This window comes from Atlantibacter subterraneus, from assembly GCF_007570865.1.
GTDB classification, from domain to species: Bacteria; Pseudomonadota; Gammaproteobacteria; order Enterobacterales; family Enterobacteriaceae; genus Atlantibacter; species Atlantibacter subterraneus.
In genome coordinates, this window is record NZ_VLPS01000008.1 from 251,759 (window position 1) to 272,607 (window position 20,849).

The 20,849-nt window shown below is 57.3% G+C and carries 20 protein-coding genes and 1 riboswitch; of the genes, 14 read left to right on the top strand and 6 right to left on the bottom strand.

The genetic code is table 11. The annotated features are described in order from the left end of the window. Positions 1–35 precede the first annotated feature (35 nt). Positions 36–746 carry an autotransporter domain-containing protein gene (locus tag FND52_RS16010; RefSeq protein ID WP_125292941.1) on the bottom strand — a complete coding sequence of 237 codons (711 nt, stop codon included), beginning with the start codon at positions 744–746 and terminating at the stop codon, positions 36–38. Positions 747–928: 182 nt separating this feature from the next. Here FND52_RS16010 and tag point away from each other — a divergent pair, with 182 nt between their 5' ends. Beyond that, on the top strand, positions 929–1,492 hold the full coding sequence (gene tag / locus FND52_RS16015) for a DNA-3-methyladenine glycosylase I (RefSeq protein ID WP_144131814.1): 564 nt from the start codon (positions 929–931) through the stop codon (positions 1,490–1,492). Beyond that, a complete protein-coding gene (locus FND52_RS16020) occupies positions 1,489–1,935 on the top strand; it encodes an N-acetyltransferase (protein WP_144131816.1) in 447 nt (148 codons plus the stop codon). Before tag ends, FND52_RS16020 begins: the two co-directional genes overlap by 4 nt. On the opposite strand, the gene FND52_RS16025 is transcribed toward FND52_RS16020, so the two are convergent. Further along, positions 1,898–4,231 carry a molybdopterin guanine dinucleotide-containing S/N-oxide reductase gene (locus tag FND52_RS16025; protein ID WP_144131818.1) on the bottom strand — a complete coding sequence of 778 codons (2,334 nt, stop codon included), beginning with the start codon at positions 4,229–4,231 and terminating at the stop codon, positions 1,898–1,900. The genes FND52_RS16020 and FND52_RS16025 overlap by 38 nt on opposite strands. Positions 4,232–4,397: 166 nt before the next feature. On the opposite strand from FND52_RS16025, the gene FND52_RS16030 reads away from it, so the two are divergent. The 6 genes from FND52_RS16030 (at position 4,398) to ghrB (ending at position 10,398) form a co-directional block, all read left to right on the top strand. Continuing rightward, the gene (locus FND52_RS16030) at positions 4,398–5,060 is read left to right on the top strand and encodes an OmpA family lipoprotein (RefSeq protein ID WP_125292748.1); all 663 of its coding nucleotides are present in this window, start codon (positions 4,398–4,400) and stop codon (positions 5,058–5,060) included. A 113-nt stretch (positions 5,061–5,173) separates the two neighbouring features. Continuing rightward, a complete protein-coding gene (locus tag FND52_RS16035) occupies positions 5,174–6,193 on the top strand; it encodes a LacI family DNA-binding transcriptional regulator (RefSeq protein WP_125292750.1) in 1,020 nt (339 codons plus the stop codon). A gap of 108 nt (positions 6,194–6,301) precedes the next feature. After that, positions 6,302–7,051, top strand: coding sequence for a sugar phosphate isomerase/epimerase family protein (locus tag FND52_RS16040; RefSeq protein ID WP_144131820.1), 750 nt, complete (start codon positions 6,302–6,304; stop codon positions 7,049–7,051). Between the two features lie 3 nt (positions 7,052–7,054). Next, the gene (locus FND52_RS16045) at positions 7,055–8,014 is read left to right on the top strand and encodes a sugar kinase (RefSeq protein WP_125292753.1); all 960 of its coding nucleotides are present in this window, start codon (positions 7,055–7,057) and stop codon (positions 8,012–8,014) included. A gap of 59 nt (positions 8,015–8,073) precedes the next feature. After that, positions 8,074–9,354, top strand: coding sequence for an MFS transporter (locus FND52_RS16050; protein ID WP_144131822.1), 1,281 nt, complete (start codon positions 8,074–8,076; stop codon positions 9,352–9,354). Between the two features lie 66 nt (positions 9,355–9,420). Continuing rightward, the gene (gene ghrB / locus FND52_RS16055) at positions 9,421–10,398 is read left to right on the top strand and encodes a glyoxylate/hydroxypyruvate reductase GhrB (protein ID WP_144131824.1); all 978 of its coding nucleotides are present in this window, start codon (positions 9,421–9,423) and stop codon (positions 10,396–10,398) included. 9 nt (positions 10,399–10,407) lie between these two features. Here ghrB and FND52_RS16060 read toward each other — a convergent pair whose 3' ends face one another. After that, on the bottom strand, positions 10,408–11,601 hold the full coding sequence (locus tag FND52_RS16060; protein ID WP_144131826.1) for an MFS transporter: 1,194 nt from the start codon (positions 11,599–11,601) through the stop codon (positions 10,408–10,410). A gap of 78 nt (positions 11,602–11,679) precedes the next feature. Between FND52_RS16060 and FND52_RS16065 the strand changes: the two genes are divergently transcribed. Beyond that, the gene (locus FND52_RS16065; protein ID WP_144131828.1) at positions 11,680–12,402 is read left to right on the top strand and encodes a MurR/RpiR family transcriptional regulator; all 723 of its coding nucleotides are present in this window, start codon (positions 11,680–11,682) and stop codon (positions 12,400–12,402) included. Positions 12,403–12,415: 13 nt separating this feature from the next. On the opposite strand, the gene FND52_RS16070 is transcribed toward FND52_RS16065, so the two are convergent. From FND52_RS16070 to FND52_RS16080, 3 genes are all read right to left on the bottom strand, one after another. Next, positions 12,416–13,786 carry a family 4 glycosyl hydrolase gene (locus FND52_RS16070; RefSeq protein WP_144131830.1) on the bottom strand — a complete coding sequence of 457 codons (1,371 nt, stop codon included), beginning with the start codon at positions 13,784–13,786 and terminating at the stop codon, positions 12,416–12,418. After that, a complete protein-coding gene (locus FND52_RS16075) occupies positions 13,783–15,363 on the bottom strand; it encodes a PTS transporter subunit EIIC (RefSeq protein WP_144131832.1) in 1,581 nt (526 codons plus the stop codon). The genes FND52_RS16070 and FND52_RS16075 overlap by 4 nt, the downstream gene beginning before the upstream one ends. Positions 15,364–15,558: 195 nt before the next feature. Continuing rightward, the gene (locus tag FND52_RS16080) at positions 15,559–16,269 is read right to left on the bottom strand and encodes a DUF3053 domain-containing protein (protein ID WP_144131834.1); all 711 of its coding nucleotides are present in this window, start codon (positions 16,267–16,269) and stop codon (positions 15,559–15,561) included. Between the two features lie 311 nt (positions 16,270–16,580). After that, positions 16,581–16,675: riboswitch (guanidine-I (ykkC/yxkD leader) on the top strand. A 54-nt stretch (positions 16,676–16,729) separates the two neighbouring features. Here FND52_RS16080 and FND52_RS16085 point away from each other — a divergent pair. Genes FND52_RS16085 through FND52_RS16105 form a run of 5 tightly spaced genes read left to right on the top strand, consistent with a single transcriptional unit; the run spans position 16,730 to position 20,781 of the window. Continuing rightward, positions 16,730–17,785, top strand: a complete 1,056-nt coding sequence (locus FND52_RS16085; protein WP_144131836.1) for a putative urea ABC transporter substrate-binding protein — start codon at positions 16,730–16,732, stop codon at positions 17,783–17,785. A 15-nt stretch (positions 17,786–17,800) separates the two neighbouring features. Then, complete coding sequence (locus tag FND52_RS16090) at positions 17,801–18,613, top strand: ABC transporter permease (protein WP_125292769.1); 813 nt, start codon at positions 17,801–17,803, stop codon at positions 18,611–18,613. Between the two features lie 9 nt (positions 18,614–18,622). Next, entirely contained in the window at positions 18,623–19,423 is an 801-nt protein-coding gene (locus FND52_RS16095) for an ABC transporter ATP-binding protein (protein WP_144131838.1), read from the top strand. A gap of 9 nt (positions 19,424–19,432) precedes the next feature. Further along, positions 19,433–20,152 carry an urea amidolyase associated protein UAAP1 gene (locus FND52_RS16100; protein ID WP_125292772.1) on the top strand — a complete coding sequence of 240 codons (720 nt, stop codon included), beginning with the start codon at positions 19,433–19,435 and terminating at the stop codon, positions 20,150–20,152. After that, complete coding sequence (locus FND52_RS16105; protein ID WP_144131840.1) at positions 20,146–20,781, top strand: urea amidolyase associated protein UAAP2; 636 nt, start codon at positions 20,146–20,148, stop codon at positions 20,779–20,781. The genes FND52_RS16100 and FND52_RS16105 overlap by 7 nt, the downstream gene beginning before the upstream one ends. Positions 20,782–20,849 lie beyond the last annotated feature (68 nt).

The following is a 20,849-nucleotide window of genomic DNA, read 5'->3' on the forward strand; positions in this document are numbered from 1 at the left end:
CCATTCCCGTTTCGCTTCTGGAAAGCGATTTTTAGTTAAAAACGGGCATTCACACCGAGGTTATACGACGTCATATCCCCGGCCATAATCCCTTCAGACTGGGAAAATGAGGCATAGGCCGCGAGATTTTTATTCAGCGGCATATCAGCGCCCACCGTGACGTCCATCCAGTTGCCATATTGATTCGCGGCAGGCACGGCATGCATACCCGACTGGGATTTCCAGACGTTTTCACCGTACTGCTGGTTGTAGCTCACCTGCGCCCACGGACGCACATAGCCGAAGGACGAATCAACCCGCCAGCCCAGCGTGCTGACGCTGGCATGCCAGAGCTGGTCTGCGCCGCCGGAGCGCCCCACGCTGTCGCCATAGTCATTGAACATCGACGCGGTACTGCCGTCCCAGTGCCAGGACGCGACTGGCCCGGTGGTCACATTTTTGTATACCGGGATCGCCAGCCCGACGCCCAGCGTAGACGGCTGCGTGGTATAGCTGTTTTGTGATGAAGTGATAAGGTTAAAACCCGACGAATAGGCCATATCCAGCGGCGCGTTAAGGCGTTCCGCCAGAATGTCGTTGTAGTCGGGTTGGTGATCGCTGTCCCAGGTATAGCGCTCAAACGTATTACTTTCAGGGTCATCAACGCTATATTCTTGCTGCCAGGCGAAAGCACCTTGTGAACAAATGCAACACGCAAAAATCGCCACACTGCTTAACGTGCGGCGGCCACTACCTATAGTTGTCATCATTATGCGACTCCAGAAAGAGCCAAAATCCGGCGTTTTTTATTTTTTTGCCTGAGTGAGAGGCTTATTCCCCGAATAATTTGCGCAACGGTGGCTTGAATTACGAAGGGTATAGCCCTGAATTAACTATTGTCTTTTTCACTCAGACGTCAAGTAGGGTGACTCAAAAAGAGGGATATTTTATGCAGCGTTGTGGATGGGTGACTCAGGACCCACTGTATCTTGCGTATCACGATAACGAGTGGGGCATCCCGGAAACCGACGGCCAGAAGCTGTTTGAGATGATCTGCCTGGAAGGACAGCAGGCCGGGCTCTCGTGGATTACGGTACTGAAGAAGCGCGAAAAATATCGCCGCTGCTTTCACCAGTTCAACCCTGTTGCCGTTGCGCAGATGCAGGCCGAAGACGTAGAAACGCTGCTTCAGGACGCGGGCATTATTCGCCATCGCGGCAAAATCGAAGCTATCATCAATAACGCCAGAGCCTTTCTGGCGATGGAAGCCAACGGAGAACCCTTTTCTGAGTTTGTCTGGTCGTTTGTCGATAATACCCCGCAGGTGACCCGGGCCGCCGCCATGAGCGAGATCCCCACCACCACGCCCGCCTCCGATGCGCTCTCCAAAGCGCTGAAGAAACGCGGCTTTAAGTTTGTCGGCTCCACCATTTGCTACTCGTTTATGCAGGCCTGTGGGCTGGTGAATGACCACATCACCGGCTGCATCTGCCATCCGGAGAATCAAACATGATCCGTGAATGCCAGCCCTCCGATCTGCCCGCGCTGCTGGACGTCTGGCTGGCGAGCACCACCGCGGCGCACCCGTTCATCGATCCGCTTTACTGGCAGCAAAGCCTGCCGCTGGTGCGCGACAGCTACCTGCCCGACGCGCATACCTGGGTTTACCTGGAAGCTGGGAAACTGCTGGGATTTATCAGCGTGATGAACGCGTCGTTTGTCGGGGCGCTGTTTGTGGCGAAACAGGCGACAGGGCGCGGTATCGGTAGCGCGCTGTTAAATGAGGCGAAGCGGCACTACGCCGCGTTAAGCCTTGAGGTGTATCAGAAAAACACCCTGGCGGTGAATTTTTATCACCGCCAGGGTTTTCGTATTGAAGACAGCGCCTGGCAGGAAGAAACCCAGCACCCGACCTGGATTATGCACTGGCAGGCGGATCAAACGCCGTCACGGTAAGCGCTGGCCCCTGATACTTCTCTACCCACGCCAGGGCTGTGTTCCCCGCGCAGCCGTTAGCCAGTTGGGAGGTGGGAATATCTTTGGTCAGCACGTTAACCGCCCCGTGCTTACACAGGCCGCCCACCTGTTTATCTAAATCCGGCCATGCGCCTTCATGCAGGCAGATCACGCCAGGCTTAATCCCCTCGTCCACTACCGCGCCCGCCAGCACCTGCCCACGGCTGTTCCATACCCGCACCACATCGCCATTTGCGATGCCACGCGAGTGCGCGTCGTCCGGATGCAGGGTCAGCGGCTCGCGTCCGGCTACCGCATACTGTTCGCGCAGTTGCGCGTAGTTCAGCTGGCTGTGCAACCGGTGCGCGGGATGCGCAGAAAGCAGTTGCAGCTGGCCCGGCTCGGCGTTGCCGTGCCATTCGTCCGGGGCCAGCCAGCTCGGATGCCCCGGGCAGTCGGCGTAACCGTAATCGGCAATACGTTGGGAGAAGATCTCGATTTTGCCGCTCGGGGTTTTCAACGGATTGGCCTGCGGATCGGCGCGGAACGCCGCAAAGCGGATAAACCCGGCATTCTGCGGGCTCTCTGGCATTTCGATCAGCTGATTGGCTTGCCAGAATTCCTCAAACGGCGGCAGCGTCACCTGCTGGGCCGCGCCGCGCTGCTGCGCTATGGCATAAAACTCGGCCAGCCATTGCAGATCGCTTTTACCTTCGCTGAAACGCACGCCACCGCCCATCTCCCAGCGCTCGCTCAGTTCGGCGAACACGTCGAAATCATTACGGGCCTCATATTGCGGAGCCACTACCTGCTTCATTGGCACCAGATGCTGATTGCTGTAATCCCCGGTCATGGTGAGATCGTTACGCTCAAACGAGGTGGTGATGGGCAGTACAATATCGGCGTGTTTCGCCGCCGCCGTCCAGAAGCATTCGGAAATCACTACCAGCTCCGGCTTCTGCCAGGCCTTGATCAGGCGGTTAGTGTCCTGATGGTGGGTAAAGTTGCCGCCGCCCGCCCACCAGATCATGCGGATATCCGGGAAGCGCCGCGCTTCGCCGTTATGCTGATAGGTTTCGCCGGGGCGCTCCAGCGCTTCCACAATGCGCGCGACCGGAATTTTCTCCACCGCGTCGGTACCGTTTTTCACCGAGCCCTGCATTGAGCCGAGCACCGCCGCGCGGCGCGTCGGGTTACCGCCGTTGGCAAAATGATAAGAGAGGCCAAATCCGCCGCCCGGCGTGCCGATTTGCCCAAGCATCGCGGCCAGCGTCACCAGCATCCAGTGTTTTTGCTCGCCGTACTGCTGGCGCTGCATCCCCCATCCCGACATCAGCATAGTGCGGTTCTGGCTGAACAGCTGCGCCAGCTCGCGCAACGTCTGCGCCGGTACGCCGCAAATCGGCGCGGCCCAGTCGGCGGATTTCGCCACGCCGTCCTGCTCGCCCGTCAGGTAGGCGGAGAAGCGCTCAAAGCCTTCGGTACAGTTATTGAGGAATTGCGCGTCGTGCCAGCCGTTTTCCAGCAGCGTGTGGGCAATGCCCAGCATCATCGCCACGTCGGTGCCCATATGCGGCGCAATCCACTCCATGCGATCGCCAAAAAATTCGACGGTTTCTGAGCGCATTGGATCGATGCAAATCAGCCGCTTGCCGCTGTTTTTCAGGGCGTCAAAATAGCCGATGCCCTGCTCGTCACTGGCGTTCCAGGCGATTTTCAGGGTGTTGATCGGATTCGCACTCCACAGCACCACCACGTCGCTGTGCTCGAGGATCAGCGGCCAGCTGGTCTGCTGCTGGTACACCTCATTGCCGCCCACCACGTAGGGCATGATCACCTGGGCGGCACCGGTGGAGTAATCCCCGAGATGGCCGGTATAGCCTCCTGCGAGGCTCATATAGCGCTGCAATAACGTCGCGGCTTTATGCAGCACGCCGTTTGATCGCCAGCCGTAGGAACCGGCAAAAATCGCCGACGGGCCCCAGGTTTCGCGGATGCGGTGATGCTGGGCGTCAATCAGCGCCAGCGCCTGGTCCCAGCTGATGCGCACGTAGTCGTCATCGCCGCGTACGCCCTGCGGGTTTTGCGGGTTGGCCAGAAAGCCTTTGCGCGCCATTGGATAACGCACGCGGGTTTTGCTGTGCACCTGATCCGGCACGGCGGTTTGCAGCGAGTTAGGGTGCGGGGTGTTAAGCGCGCTGCCGGAAGAGAGAACGGTTTGCCCGTCGGTTTCTACCCGCATCGGCCCCCAGTGGGCGGCGGTTAACACGGATGTGGTTTGCGATGTAGTGGCCAAAGCAGCTCCTGGCGGTGTTTGCAGGTCAAAATCGGGGTTCTGACGACCCCATCGTTACTTTCGCTGACAAAATCAGACGACTTCCCAAAATTTTCTAACTATTCACAGGTCATAATCAACCGCGACGCCCGGTTGTGGCAACGAAATAAATCATTGGGATTTGATAATGAAAAAACGCGTAATGGTTCTTGCGGCTGTGATCAGCGGCGCACTGGCAGTTTCTGGCTGTACCACTAATCCTTATACCGGCGAGCGTGAAGCCGGCAGCTCCGGCATCGGCGCGGGCATCGGCTCGTTAGTCGGCGCAGGCGTCGGCGCGCTCTCCTCCTCGAAAAAAGATCGCGGCAAAGGCGCGCTGATTGGCGCAGCGGCCGGTGCAGCCCTCGGCGGCGGCGTCGGCTATTACATGGACGTGCAGGAAGCCAAACTGCGCGACAAAATGCAGGGAACCGGCGTCAGCGTGACGCGAAATGGCGATAACATCGTGCTCAATATGCCGAATAACGTCACCTTTGACAGCAATCAGGCTAACCTGAAACCGGCGGGCGCAAACACCCTGACCGGCGTGGCGATGGTGCTGAAAGAGTACCCGAAAACCGCGGTTAACGTACTGGGCTACACCGACAGCACCGGCGGCAGCGACCTGAATATGCGTCTGTCGCAGCAGCGTGCGGATTCCGTCGCCAGCGCGCTGATCACCCAGGGCGTGGCGGCAAACCGCATCCAGACCCGCGGGATGGGCCCGGCGAACCCGATTGCCAGCAACGATACCGCTGAAGGCAAAGCGCAAAACCGCCGCGTCGAAATTACCCTCACCCCGATCCAGTAAACCGCTGCGCTGGCTGGCCCGGCGCAAAAAGTGTGATACTGTTGCCTCCCCCTTGCCTCCCATAACGGGAGGCAAACAGGGATTGTCTGGAGCATAACGGCACAGGGGCAGCGATGACACGATCTACGGCGCGCGCAACCATCAGCGATGTGGCCAAAGCGGCGAAAACCGGTAAAACCAGCGTCTCACGCTACTTAAACGGCGAAAAGCACCTGCTTTCCGACGATTTGCTGGCGCGCATCGAACACGCTATCGCCACCCTCGATTACCACCCCAGCCAGATGGCGCGCGGCCTTAAGCGCGGACGCACCCGGCTGATTGGGCTGATCATCGCCGATATCACCAACCCCTATTCTGTGAACGTCCTCAGCGGCATTGAAGCCGCCTGCCGCGAAAAAGGCTTTACGCCGCTGGTCTGTAACACCAATAACGAAGTGGATCAGGAGCTGCATTACCTGGATTTACTGCGCAGTTATCAGGTGGAAGGCATTGTGGTTAACGCCGTGGGGATGCGCGAAGAGGGGCTGAACCGCCTGCAACAATCCTCGCTGCCGATGGTGCTGATTGACCGTAAAATCCCGGATTTCGCCTGCGACGTGGTGGGATTAGACAACATCCAGGCCGCCACCACCGCCACCGAACACCTGATCGAACAGGGGTTTGAGGCGCTGCTGTTCCTGAGCGAGCCGCTCGGCACCGTGAATACCCGCCGCGAGCGCTTACAGGCGTTTGAGCACACTGCCCGGCGCTACCCTGGCATCGTGGCGCAAAACGCCGAAATTCCGCTGCATGAAGCGGAAAAGCTCGATAACACGCTGCGTCAGTTTCACCAGACCTGGCGCGGGATGCGCAAAGCGGTGATCTCCGCCAACGGCGCGCTCACGCTTCAGGTAGCCCGCGCCCTGAAGCGCATTGGCCTGCACTGGGGCAGCGATATCGGCCTGCTCGGTTTTGACGAGCTGGAATGGGCCGAACTGGCGGGCGTCGGCATTACCACCCTGAAACAGCCCACCTGGCAGATCGGCTACGCCGCGCTGGAACAGGTGGTGCGCCGTATTGAAGGCGTCAGCGACGCCGTTCGCGAGCAGGTTTTCTCCGGCGAGCTTATCGTGCGCGGCTCCACGTCCCGTTAAACAGCTTCGTGATGGCGATCATAAATTCGTCATGCTCACCTTTTCTTTGGAACCGGTTCCAACTAGCGTATTCCTTATCGATGAAAAAAACGTCGCTGAGGAATAACCATGAAAAACGCGATTATTGTTGTCACGGCGGCCTACGGGAACTCGCGCGTGACTGCCATGGGCGGCCAACAGGCGCTGCTGCCAATTATTGCTGGCGCAGGCGCGGACGGCGTGGAAATCCGCCGGGAACTGCTGTCCGGGCCGGAACTGAATGCGCTCCCGACGCTTGCCGCCGCTATCGCGTCTCACCACCTGAAAACCTGTTATTCCGCGCCGCAGGCGCTGTTTAGCGATGACGGCGCGCTCAATCCCAATATTCCCGCCCTGCTGGAAGAAGCGCACATCCTGAATGCAGCCTGGCTGAAGCTGTCGCTGGGCAATTTCCAGTCAAATCACGCCGCCGAACCGCTGCGCGAGCTGCTGGCAGCGTCGCCGGTGGTGCTGGTGGTGGAAAACGATCAAACCGTTTACGGCAAGCTTGCGCCAATGCAGCGCTTTCAGGCTGCCGTATCGGTGATGAATCTGCCGGTCACGCTGACCTTTGATATGGCCAACTGGCTGTGGGTCGGCGAATCACCGGAAGTGGCTGCCAGCAAGCTGGCCCCGCTGGTCAGCTATATCCACGTTAAAGCCGCCGAATCCCGTCATACCCGCTTCCACGCGATAGCGCTGGATGACGCCGAGCCGCGCTGGCTGGAGCTGCTGCGCCAGCTACCGGGCGATGCGCCACGCGGGATCGAATTCCCGCTGGAAGGCGACGATCTCACGGCGGTCACCCGTCATTACGTTAATCTGTTACGCGAGGTTTAAGCGATGTCTGACTCTCTGGATATCATCACCGTCGGCGAAGCCATGGCGATGTTCGTCGCCACCGAAACCGGCCCGCTGGAAAACGTCGAACACTTCATTAAGCGCGTCGCAGGCGCGGAGCTTAACGTAGCGACGGGCCTGGCCCGCCTCGGTTTTAACGTCGGCTGGGTCAGCCGCGTCGGCAACGACTCTCATGGCCGTTACGTGCTCGAATGTCTGAAGCGCGAGGGCATTGATACCCGTGCCGTGACGATTGACGACCGCTATCCAACGGGATTCCAGCTGAAATCTAAAGCTGAAAATGGAACCGATCCCATTGTGGAATATTTCCGTAAGGGCTCAGCTGCCAGCCATCTGTCGGTGGAAGACGCGGGTTATATCGGCTTTAACACGGCACGGCATTTGCACCTGAGCGGCGTGGCGGCCGCCTTGTCCGAAACGTCACTGGCGCTGTTGAACCATGCCGCCTCGCTGTTCCGCAACCAGGGCAAAACCATTTCTTTCGACCCGAACCTGCGCCCGGTGCTATGGAAAAGCGAAGCGCAGATGGTGGAGCAGCTTAACAAGCTGGCGTTCCAGGCCAACTGGGTGCTGCCGGGCATCAAAGAGGGCGAAATTCTCACCGGTTATCGCCAGCCCGAAGCGATTGCCGACTTTTATCTCGACCACGGCGTACAGTGCGTGGCGATCAAAACCGGTGCGGATGGCGCCTGGTTCAAAACGGCTCAGGGTGAGCAAGGGAGCGTGGACGCCTGCCGCGTTGAGCAGGTGGTGGACACCGTTGGCGCGGGCGATGGCTTTGCCGTTGGCGTGATCAGCGGCTTGCTGGATGGACTCTCGATTCGCGACGCGGTACGCCGGGGCAATACCATCGGCGCGCTGGCGATTCAGGTGCAGGGAGACAGCGAAGGCTTGCCTGACCGCGCCGAACTGGCCGAACGCGAACCGACGCTGTGCGTATAAACCGTTTAAATAATTGATTTAGTTTCGGCCTTTTACCCTACGACTACAGAGAGATGCTTATGAAAAGCCCAACGAATGCGCCAAAACGCTGGCTGTATATCATGCCCATCATATTTATCACCTACAGCCTGGCCTACCTTGATCGCGCCAACTTCAGCTTTGCGTCTGCGGCTGGCATTAACGAGGATCTCGGCATTACCAAAGGCGTATCGTCGCTGCTGGGTGCGCTGTTCTTCCTCGGCTATTTCTTCTTCCAGATCCCTGGCGCGATGTACGCCGAGCGCCGCAGCGTGCGCAAACTGATTTTCATCTGCCTGATCCTGTGGGGCGGCTGCGCGTCACTGACCGGGATGGTCAGCAATATCCCGATGCTGGCGGCAATCCGCTTTATCCTCGGGGTGGTGGAAGCGGCGGTCATGCCAGCGATGCTGATTTACATCAGTAACTGGTTCACCAAATCGGAACGCTCGCGCGCCAACACCTTCCTGATCCTCGGCAACCCGGTGACGGTGCTGTGGATGTCGGTGGTCTCCGGCTACCTGATTCAGGCCTTCGGCTGGCGTGAAATGTTCATCATCGAAGGGGTTCCGGCAATTATCTGGGCTTTCTGCTGGTGGGTGCTGGTAAAAGACAAACCGAACCAGGTGAACTGGCTGGCGGAGAGCGAAAAAACCGCCTTGCAGGCGCAGCTGGAAGAAGAGCAGAAAGGCATTAAACCGGTACGCAACTACAGCGAAGCCTTCCGCTCGCGCAATGTGGTGCTGCTGTGCATGCAGTATTTCGCCTGGAGCATCGGCGTCTACGGCTTCGTACTGTGGCTGCCGTCGATTATCCGCAACGGCAGTGAAAACATGGGGATGGTAGAAGTGGGCTGGCTCTCTTCGGTGCCTTACCTGGCGGCCACTATCGCGATGATTGTGGTTTCCTGGGCATCGGACAAAATGCAGAACCGCAAACTGTTCGTGTGGCCGCTGCTGCTGATCGGCGCATTCGCCTTTATCGGCTCCTGGGCGGTGGGTGCGAATAACTTCTGGCTCTCTTACACCCTGCTGGTGATTGCCGGTGCCGCGATGTACGCGCCGTATGGCCCGTTCTTTGCGATTATCCCGGAGATGCTGCCGAAGAACGTGGCAGGCGGCGCAATGGCGCTGATCAACAGTATGGGCGCGCTGGGGTCGTTCGTCGGCTCGTGGTTCGTGGGCTATCTCAACGGCGCGACCGGCAGCCCATCCGCTTCCTACATTTTTATGGGTGTAGCGCTTTTCGCCTCAGTGTGGCTTACTCTGATTGTTAAGCCTGCTAATCATCAAAAACTTCCGGCAGGCGCACGCCATGCTTAAAGGCGACGGGCGGCGACAGGCCGCCCGCTTTGCCATCACATCCGACACGTTCCACGGAGAGAGTGAATGAAGCCGTCTGTAATTCTCTATAAATCCTTACCCGATGACCTGCTTACCCGTCTGCAAAACCACTTTGAGGTTACCGAGCTCGACAGCATTAATGCCGAGAGCCAGGCGAAACATGCGCAGCTGTTCGCTAATGCGGTGGGCCTGCTGGGCTCCAGCCAGAACGTCGATGCCGCCCTGCTGGAAAAAATGCCGCAGTTGCGCGCCGCCTCGACCATTTCAGTGGGCTACGACAACTTTGACGTCGACGCGTTAACTGCCCGCAAAGTGGCGTTGATGCACACCCCGACCGTGCTGACCGAAACCGTGGCCGATACCATGATGACGCTGGTGTTAGCGACCGCCCGCCGCGCGGTAGAAGTAGCGGAACGCGTCAAGAAAGGCGAATGGCAGCAGAGCATCGGACCGGACTGGTTTGGCATTGATGTGCACCATAAAACCATGGGCATTATCGGCATGGGCCGCATTGGCCTGGCGCTGGCGCAGCGCGCGCATTTCGGCTTCTCAATGCCGATCCTGTATAACGCGCGCCGTCATCACGCCGAAGCGGAAGAGCGCTTTAACGCCCGCTACTGCGATATCGACACCCTGCTGGCGGAATCCGATTTTGTCTGCCTGGTGCTGCCGCTGACTGATGAAACGCATCATCTGATCGGCGAAAAACAGTTCCAAGCCATGAAATCGACCGCCGTGTTTATTAACGCCGGTCGCGGCCCGGTAGTGGACGAACAAGCCCTGATTGCGGCGTTGAAAGCCGGTGAAATCCACGCTGCCGGTCTGGACGTATTCGAGCAAGAGCCGCTGCCGGTAGACTCTGAGCTGCTGAAGCTGCCGAACGTGGTGGCGCTGCCGCATATCGGCTCCGCTACGCATGAAACCCGCTACAACATGGCGGCCTGCGCGGTGGATAACCTGATCGATGCGCTAAACGGTAAAGTCGAAAAGAACTGCGTTAATCCGCAGGTGCTTAACGGCTAATCGTGCTTTTCAGCCGCTTTCTACCTCGGAAAGCGGCTGAGCGCGCGGCGACGGGCACAGAAAACCGGCCCACAGCGCCAGCAGCCCATACAGCGCCACCGGCAGTAAAAAGCTATACCGCAACGTCACTCCGTCGATTAACACGCCCTGCAACCACGGCAGCACCGCGCCGCCTATTCCCGCCATAATCGCCAGCGCCGAAGCCAGACCGGCCTGATCCTGCGCGTCTTTCAGCAGTTGGCTAAAAATCACCGGGTAAAGAATGGCGTTCGCTAAGCCGGTTATCAGTAATAAATAGCCGCCGTGGGCGTTATTCAGGATCACCGCCGCCAGCACCAGCAGCATAGCGCTCCAGGTCATGCACAGCGTCGCCATCCGCACGCTGATACGATGCGCCAGGCCGCTAAATGCAAAGCGCCCGACCAGCGCTCCGCCCCAGTAAATCGCCATCAGCGACATCGCCTGATCGATACGCTTGCCGCCGGTTTGCACCCACCAGTTGGCGGTACTGGTCGCCAGCGACACCTCGACGCCAACGTAAATAAATAGTGCCAGAATATGGAAAATCATCCGTTTACGCTGAAACAGTGCGCGGAAACTCGGTGTTGCCACGTGTACCCTGACATCCGGCAGACGGCTGGCTTTACCCAGCGCGAGAATCAGCACCGCAAACAGCGCCAGCGCCATCCACAGCCAGCGCAGCGGCTCCTGATGCAGCGTGCTGTTAAGCGGGAAATTCGCCAGCAGGACGGCGACGGCTAATGGCGCAAGCGTAGTGCCCAATGAATTGAGCGCCGAGGCCAGCGACAGCTGGCTGACCTGGCGTTCCGGCCCGCTTAACGCCGCCAGATAAGGGTTAGTCACCACCTGTAACGCCGCCACGCCAGACGCCATCACAAATACCGCAGCCTGGCTGAGGCGAAACTGGTAGATCATCAGGCCACACGCCAGTAGCACTGCCCCTGCCGCCGTTAACAGCAGCGCGCCATACAGCATGCGCCGATAGCCAATCCGGGATAACAGCCATCCGCAGGGTAAACAGGTCAGAAACGGTGCCAGATAAAACAGCGTATTCATGCTGATGGCCTGTTGCCAGGTGAGCTGGAAATAATCTAAAAAATAAAGCGGTAAGGTACTATTGATTGCGGTTATGGTTCCCCATAAAAAGAAAACCAGAATTAACACCCCTGTTGTTTTCGCCATCTGCCGTTATTTCCTTTACGCGTTATGCCGCCCCGCGCCATCTTGTGATAAAGTTTTAACAATTATCGGGAGCGCAAAATGGACATCCAAAATTTATTCCGTGATATTAAATTCACCCGAACTGAATTACTGGTACTGAATTACATTCAGGATAATCCTGAGTTATGTCTGAAAGAAGGCGTGCGCAGCGTTGCAGAAAAATGTTACAGCAACCCTTCTACCTTAGTCCGGCTGGCTAAAAAGCTAAAATTTAGCGGCTGGCTGGAAATGGTTTATTTCATCAAATTCAATATTACAATGCCGCGACGGGATGTTACTAATGATGTCGACTTTATGAACATCCAGCCCGCCGCATCGCTTGATCCCCTGCTTCAGGGCCTGAACCATGAAAAGATCCTTATTCACGGTAGCGGGTTTTCTCAGCTTATCGCCCAGTATATTTATAATAAATTCCTGGTTACCGGCGTGAATGCCAGCCTGGCGCTGTGGCCAGATTATGAAATTCTCGAACAAAAGACCGCCGCAAGATTCGATTCTATCTGGATAATATCCAAATCCGGACGCAGCAGCTCGGCGTTAAATTGGCTAAAAGCGCTGGAGAATAAAAATATCAATATCGTCTGCTTTACCGGGGATTACCAAAGCCCGCTGGCAACTCAGGCGGATACCGCGTTTATTATTCACGACCCGCAAAAGTTCGATGATGATATTTACTGGTCCAATCCGTTTTTTGGCTACTGCATTTTAGGTTTTGAGCATTTGTTGAAGCTGTGGTTTAACCAAAAAACGAAAGGGGCTTAGCGCCCCTTTATTATCAGGCCTTGTTCGGTTCATCGATGTAGGCATGAACCAGTTTTTCCGCCAGGCTCCATGAACCAATCAGCGGATGCGCCATCAGCGCCCGCACCGCCAGGCTGCGATCGCCGGTGAGAATTGCCTCCACGCCCAACCGCTCGTACTCTTTCACACAGGCAATCATGTTCTTCTGCGCCTGCGGTACATGGGCTGGCGTGACCGGCTTCAGCCCGTCTTTACTCAGGTCACAGCTGATCTCAATCACATCGTCCGGGCGCAGGAAGTCCAGGGTGCCGTTGTTAGGGATCGACACCACGATGCGCTTGGTCTCTTCGCTGTTAACCGCTTCGAGGATATCCAGCGCCACGCCCGCATAGCCGCCGGTATCCGGCTCTTCGATGAACTGTTGCAGCGTAAGAGGTTCCCTGGTGTGGAATTTCTCCTGCTGCGATTCATTCTGCATGTAGCTGTTTTCACGGCGTAAATAGTGCTTCATCCACACGCCAAAAGCGCGTTGCGGCTCGGCTTTAACATTGATGCCCGACAGCTCCTCACGCATTTCGCGGTTGATGCGGGCGATCTGCTCGCCGCGCGTCTCGCCGGATGCCTGAATGGCCGCCAGCGCTTCTTCTTTGTAGTAGTAGTAATAGAGGTATTCGTTCAGTAACTGGTTGTCGCACAGGCGCACCAACTCCGGCGAGAAATACTGCATGGCGGTGCGGGCATACAGCTCAGGCATATTGACCAGTTTTTCCGTCACCGACTCGCCGTTAACCGTGATGTTGGTAAACCAGGAGAAGTGGTTCAGACCGTAGCACTCCACGCGCAGATCGCGCTCTTCACAGCCGAGCAGCGCCGGTAATTCGCGGATCAGTTCGGACGGCGCATCGCAAATGCCGTAAACGCGGCGCTTAAAGCCGGACTTCACAATCGCTTCCGTCACCAGCCCGGACGGATTGGTGAAGTTAAACAGGATCGCGTCGCTGGCCGCATGTTCTTCAATCAGACGGCAGTATTCCAGAATGGCGGGCACCGAGCGCAGCGCCATGGCAAAGCCGCCTGCGCCGGTGGTTTCCTGGCCGAGAGTATTGAAATTCAGCGCGATACGCTCGTCGCGAATGCGGCTTTCATCCCCGCCGACGCGCAGCGTAGTGATGATGTAATTGGCATCTTTCAGCGCCACCAGCGGGTCATGCGTCAGTTTGAAATCAATGTCCGGGCGAATAGTGGTAAACACATAGCGCGCCAGTTCGCCAAACAGCGCCAGGTTCTGTTCAGAGCTGTCCAGGAAAACGACTTCTTTAAGATTGATGCGATGGGCATTGTACGCCAGAGATTTGGCCAGAAATGCCGAGCGAACGCCGCCGCCACCTAATACTGCTAATTTCATACGTTACTCCCGGTTGGTGTTTGCGCGAGCCAGACGTCCACTCGTGAGCGGATCTGCCCTACTCTCACGCCATAAATTACCTGTACTTCATGGTTATTTCGCACGACGCCGTTAGCCCCGGTCGATTTAAGGATGGCGTCATTAACCTGCGTTAAATCTTTTACTTCCACGCGCAGGCGGGTGAAGCAGTTATCGACCGAGAGAATATTTTCCCGGCCACCCAGGCCTTTAATAATGTCGTCGGTTACATCTTTATTTTTTTGCTTATTCTTCGCCTGGTAATCCTGCTTGCTGTAAAGCTTCACTTCATCGTCATCTTCGCGGCCCGGTGTTTTAAGATTCAGTTTCACTACCAGGGTGCGGAATATCACGTAATAGGCGGCGAATTGCCCGATGCCGATCACGATATATAACGGCCAGCGGGTTAATGCCACCGGTAGCGGCAGGTTATAGATTGCAAACTCAATTAATCCGGACGCTCCCCACGGACGGACGCTGAACAAATCGCAAATCGCCTGAGACGCCGCCGTTAATGTGGCGTGGATCACCCACAGCAACGGAGAAACAAACAGGAAGGTAAATTCAATCGGCTCGGTAATACCGGTTAAAATAGAGGTAATGATCGCCGGTAAGAGTATTGCCTTCGCCATCTGCTTTTTCGCCGGGCTGGCAGTGTGATAAAACGCCAGCGCCGCGCCGGACAAGCCAAAGATGGTGGTCATCCCCTGCTGAGAGAAGCGCAGCGCGTCGTTCATCATCGGCGTTAAATCCGGGTGGCGCATATAGGCGAGGAAAATCGCCTGAGTGCCGGATACCGTCTGCCCGTCTACCGTCAGGGTGCCGCCAATCTGGGTTAACTGGAATGGCGACCAGACAAAGTGATGCAGGCCGGTCGGGATCAAGAATTTTTCAAAGAAGCCATAGACGAATACGCCCGCCACGCCGGCGTTTTTCATAAAGCCGGTCAGCGCGGTAATGCCGTGAGTCATTACCGGCCAGATGGTGGTGAAGGCGATGGCGTAAAGCAGCACCACCGGCGTCATAGCAATCAGGGTTAATTTCGCCCCGCCATACATGGAAAGCGCGCCAGGTAATTCAATCTGCGACACTTTATTGTGAACCCACGCAATGGTGCAGCCCAGAATAATGCCGAGAAATACTCCCATATCCACCACCACAAAACCCAGCAACCGCGTTTGCCCGGTGCCGTAATATTCGCCATTGATGGTTTCCGCAACCTGATGGGTTAATTCCAGCCAGGAGTGATTAGCGCCCAAAAACATGATAAAGCACATTACCGCCACCAGGGCGACTTCGGTTTTTTTATCTTTTGCCAGGCCGTAGCTAATTCCCACGCAAAATAATAAACCTAAATTTCCAAACAGCGGCCAGAAGGTATCGCCTAATAGCTGGCCGATGTTATGAATAACGCTGTTTTCAGGGATCAGCGAGGGATTAGTTAATACCGAACTGAGTGCGAGAATTAAACCGATTACCGGTAAAAATAATACTGCCCCGATCATCGCTCTGGAAAACTTCTGCATATTTTCCACGGTGCGTTGCCGAATTTCAGACATAGGATGTCCTTACGCTTTTGTTAGGGTAGAGGTGCGTTTTTTTATTACTTCCAGTGAGATTGTTATAACAAGCGGGGCGAGGGAATGAAACATGTGCCGGTTAAATAGGCACAAAGCGACAGGAAATGCACACCTGTTTCGCGAATGGGGCAAAAAAAAGCTTCCTCACGCGTATAGCACGAGGAAGCGGAGGGATTACTGCAGCGAGTTAACCACGGCGGAATAAGCCTGATTAAACGCCTGATGCTGCGCAGCCAGCGGTCCAATCAGCTGGTTGTACTGGCTTGCCTGCTGCGATGTTGGGAACTGGATCCCGTTAGCCACGAAGCTCACCTGAGTACCCTGCTGGCCAATGAAATCGCCCACCTGCACCAGTTGCTGGGTAAAGGTCTGTGCCGCCGGGATCAGCGGTTGCAGCGCATTCGCCGGATTGGTGACGACTTTTTCATAGGCTTTGTCGTAAACCGGTTTCAAATCATCCGCTTGTTTAAGGGAGGCTTTAGAACTGTCGGCCTGCATTTTCGCATTCTGCAACTGCTGGCTCAGCACGCCCAGCGAGCCGTTAGCCTGGCGCAGCGGATTGCTTTGCGTCATGTAATCCTGCGGAACGCGGATGGCGTTAACGCTATCGACCACCGGACGAATACCGGCATCCATAGCCTGATTAACCTGTTGGGAATAGCCATAAATAATGGCGTAATCCGAGACAAACGGCCCGAATTGCTTTTTCTGATCCGCCGTCAGCGTCGGCAAACGTTCGCCGCTGCGCATCACCGTGTTTTGCAGAAAATCGATAAACGCTTTGCGTTGATCGCCCTCTTTATCGAAGCAACCGCTCAGGCTGACCACCATCAGTAACACCGCCAAAGGCGCAAACCAGCGAGAGCAGGACTTACCTGTCGCCATCTTTAAACTCCTTCACCCAAAATATGCACACGACAACCCGTATGCCTTCAACGTTGACAAGGATAGTGCAGTCACGCCCTGCATGATACCCCCATAACGCAAACTCTTTGCCCGTTGCGTCATGGCGGTGCGCGGTATGAAGCCGCATTGCACCGCCATGACGCAGCGGTTTTTACGCCGTGATTAGCGAAAAACCGCGCAGCCTATTGTAACGCAACCTTTTTTTAACGATTTACCGAAACTGGCATTCATCTTGCTCTGATGACTATGCAGGGGGGACAGGCGGTACGCCGCCGTCGCCAGAAAATCTGGAAATGGATCGCTAGGGTTCCGGTCGCAAGACGCTGGTCCGAGAGCGATCGACCGCCCTCTGGCGGTTACACGGCGGGACAAAAGCCCGGGAGGATACGCGACTGGCTCGCGCCCTCCTGCTTATTCCGTCAACGTCAGAGGAACCATCATGCTTAAAGCCTGCCATAAAGGAATTCTGCTCGCCGCGCTGGTCCTGTTTAGCGCCACCGCCGCGGCGGCGAAACCCGCCTTCAAACTCTGCTGGTCAATTTATGCCGGATGGATGCCCTGGGATTACGCCCAGCAGAGCGGCATCATCAAAAAATGGGCCGACAAATACGACATCGATATCCAGTTTGTGCAGGTTAACGACTATATCGAATCCGTAAATCAGTACACCGCAGGCGGATTTGACGGCTGCACCATGACCAATATGGATGCGCTGACCCTGCCCGCCAGCGGCGGCGTGGACTCCACGGCGCTGATTATCGGCGACTACTCTAACGGCAACGACGGCATCCTGACCAAATCCGCCGACAGCGTCGCGGCGCTGAAAGGCCAGCCGGTGAATCTGGTGGAGCTTTCCGTTTCCCACTACCTGCTGGCACGGGCGCTGGAAACCGCGGGCCAGAGCGAGAAAGACATCAAGGTGGTCAACACGGCGGATGCGGATTTGGTATCGGCCTTTACTACGCCGGACGTCAAAACCATCGTCACCTGGAACCCACTGCTGGCTGAAGCGCAAAAGCAGCCCGGCGCAAAAACGCTTTTTACCTCGGCGCAAATCCCCGGCGAGATCCTCGACCTGCTGGTGGTGAATACCGCCACCCTGAAAAAACACCCTGAACTGGGCAAAGCGCTGACCGGCGCGTGGTTCGAAACCCTGCAAACCATGCAGGGCGACAGCGAAACCGCCAAAGCGGCGCGTACCCGGATGGGGGAAGCGGCGGGCACGAACCTGGCGGGCTTTGACGCACAATTAGCCGCCACGCATCTGTTCACCACGCCACAGCTGGCGCTGGCCTTCACCAGCAGCCCGCAGTTGAAAACCACCATGCAGAAAGTCGCGGAGTTCTCTTTTAACCACGGCTTGCTGGGCGAAGCCGCACCGTCTGCTGACGTAGTGGGCATTGAAACGCCCGCGGGCGTCTGGGGCGACAGCCAGAACGTCAAATTACGTTTTAGCGACGAGTTTGTCCGCCTGGCGGCCAACAACCAACTGTAATCACGGAGGCGTCCCATGCGCAAAATCATCAACCTACAACCGCAGCCGATGAGCCGGGTGCTGCTGGGCGCCCTTCCGCTACTGGCGATGCTGTTTGTCTACCTGATCGCCTCCGACGCGCGGCTGGCGGCCAACAGCGCCGATAAACTGCTGCCTGGTTTTGATGCCATGTTCCGCGCCATCGACCGGATGGCGTTTACCCCCAGCCCGCGTACCGGGGAATACCTGTTGTGGACCGACACCGCCGCCAGCCTGCTGCGTCTGCTGAGCGGCGCGGTGCTCAGCGCGATTATCGCCCTGACTTTCGGCCTGTTTTGCGGCGCATTGCCTGCGGTGCGCGCCTTTTTGTCGCCGCTGATCACCACCCTGGCGCTGATCCCGCCGCTGGCCATTCTGCCGATTTTGTTTATCTGCTTTGGCCTGGGGGAAGTGTCAAAAGTGGTGCTGATCGTGATTGGCATTACACCGTTTATCATCCGCGATTTGCAGCTGCAGGCGATGGCGATCCCCCATGAACAGCTGATCAAAGCCCAGACGCTGGGCGGGCACAGCGGGCAAATCCTGTGGCGGGTGTTTCTGCCGCAGCTGTTGCCGCGCCTGATTGACGCCGTGCGCCTGTCGCTGTGCTCGGCATGGTTGTTTTTGATTGCTGCGGAAGCCATCGCCGCCACTGAAGGGCTGGGCTACCGCATCTTCCTGATGCGCCGCTATATGGCAATGGACGTGATTTTGCCCTACGTCGCCTGGATCACCCTGCTCGCCTTTGCCCTCGATTTGCTGCTGCGAGTCGTGAACCGCCGTTGTTTCCCCTGGTACTACGCCCGCTGAGGAGCCGCTATGCCTTTATTAGAACTGAAAAACGTCGGAAAAGAGTACGACAGCCAGGTGGTGCTGGAGCGGCTGAACGTCAGCGTTGAAGAGGGAGAATTTATCACCATTGTCGGCGCATCCGGCTGCGGTAAAACCACCTTTCTGAAAATGCTGCTCGGCACCGAATCGCCCTCTAAAGGGACTTTTTTGCTCGACGGCCAGCCGCTGGCCCAGGAGCCCGATGCCCAACGCGGCATTGTGTTCCAGCGCTACTCGGTATTCCCGCACCTGACGGTGATTGAAAATGTGATGCTGGCGGAAGAGTTCAGCCAGGCGCGATGGCTGGGCCGCGTCTGGGGGCGCAAGCGCGCCGCTATCCGCGAGCAGGCGCGGATGATGCTGAAACAGGTCGGCTTGCTGGGCGCGCAGGATAAATATCCGCATCAGCTTTCCGGCGGGATGCAGCAGCGCCTGGCGCTGGCACAGGCGTTAATGAAACAACCGCGTATTTTGCTGCTTGACGAACCGTTTGGCGCGCTGGACCCCGGCATTCGCGCGGAAATGCACGTACTCATTAGCTCGCTGTGGGAACGCCATAAGCTGACCATTTTTATGATTACCCACGATTTGAAAGAGGGGTTCTCGCTGGGCTCGCGGCTGTGGGTGTTCGACAAAGTGCGCCACGACCCGCAGGCACCGGAGGCGTACGGCGCGAGCATCACTTATGACATCCCATTAGACCGCAAACCCGCTGGCAGCGTCACGCCGCTGTTCCCTCACGCGCCCTATCCCCTCGCCGAACAGCCCGCCGCGCTGTTTGGCCATTAACAAGGAGCCATGATGAACGCTTATCAAACCCAATTACCGGCGGGCAGCCACTGGTCGCTGATGATGCGCCAGGGCACCGCCCTGACCCTGACCGACCTGGCGGGCGGGGTCAACGCAGGCGTGCTGTTTTACAACCCGGAAAACCTGCTGGAGCGCTATAACGCCCCCGATACCCTGAAGTGCCAGCACACCTTTCGGCTGACGGCGGGCCACTGCCTCTATTCCGATATGGGGCGGATTTTTTGCGGCATTGAACAGGACAGTTTCGGCTGGCATGAGTCGGTCTGCGGCACTGCCAATGCGGCGCTCACAGAAAAACAGTTCGGCGCGCGCGATTACCAGCAGGCGCGTAACGATCGCCACCAGAACGGCTACGACAGCTTTCTGGTAGAGCTGGCGAAATACGGCCTCGGCAAACGCGATATGGCGGCCTGCCTGAACCTGTTCGCCCACGTCGCCGCTAACGATGATGGCAAACTGGAGCTGGTGCGCCAGGGCGCAGCGGGCGCGAGCGTCACCCTGCGTTTCGCGATGGATACGCTGGTCGTTTTACACACCTGTCCGCATCCGCTGAGCAACGCGACGGCGTACCCGCGCCAGCCGCTGGGCATCCGCATCGACAGCGAACGTAAACCCCTTCCCGCTCACTGCCTTGAACGCGCCGAAAACCAGCGCGGTCTGTGCAACAACCATCTCTATCATCTCAGCGAAGGAGCCTGTTCATGCTGACCGAAAGCGCGCGCAATCCGGCGGATGCGGTCTATCACGCCACCGTTAAGGCCGGGGATTACTGGCTGTATAACATCACCGAAGGGCAAACCCTGCGCATTACCGATCTGGAAGGCAACCAGGCGGCGGATACGCTGTTTTTCAATGCCGATGACACCGCAGAACGCTACAGCATGTCAGACACGGTACGCAGCCAGGGCAACGTCTTTCTGACCACCGGCACGGTGCTGCGCTCCAACGACGATCGCCCGATGCTGGAGATCGTCGCCGATACCTGTGGCCGCCATGATACCCTCGGCGGTGCCTGCGCCACCGAAAGCAACACCGTGCGCTATGACCTCGAAAAACGCCATATGCACGCCTGTCGCGACTCGTGGATGCTGGCAATTGCCGAACATCCGCAGTTCGGCCTGACGCGCCGCGATATCACTCACAACATCAATTTCTTTATGAACGTGCCGGTCACTCAGGACGGCGGGCTGTGCTTCGCCGATGGCATCTCTGCGCCGGGGAAATACGTCGAACTGGTCGCCAAAATGAACGTTCTGGTGCTGATCTCCAACTGTCCGCAGCTCAACAATCCCTGCAACGGGTATAACCCGACCCCCATTGCCGTCACGGTGTGGTGATCCGGCGCTGCGGGACGACCCGCAACACAGCGCAATTAATGATGCAGGACGACCTGCCCGCCGGAGAG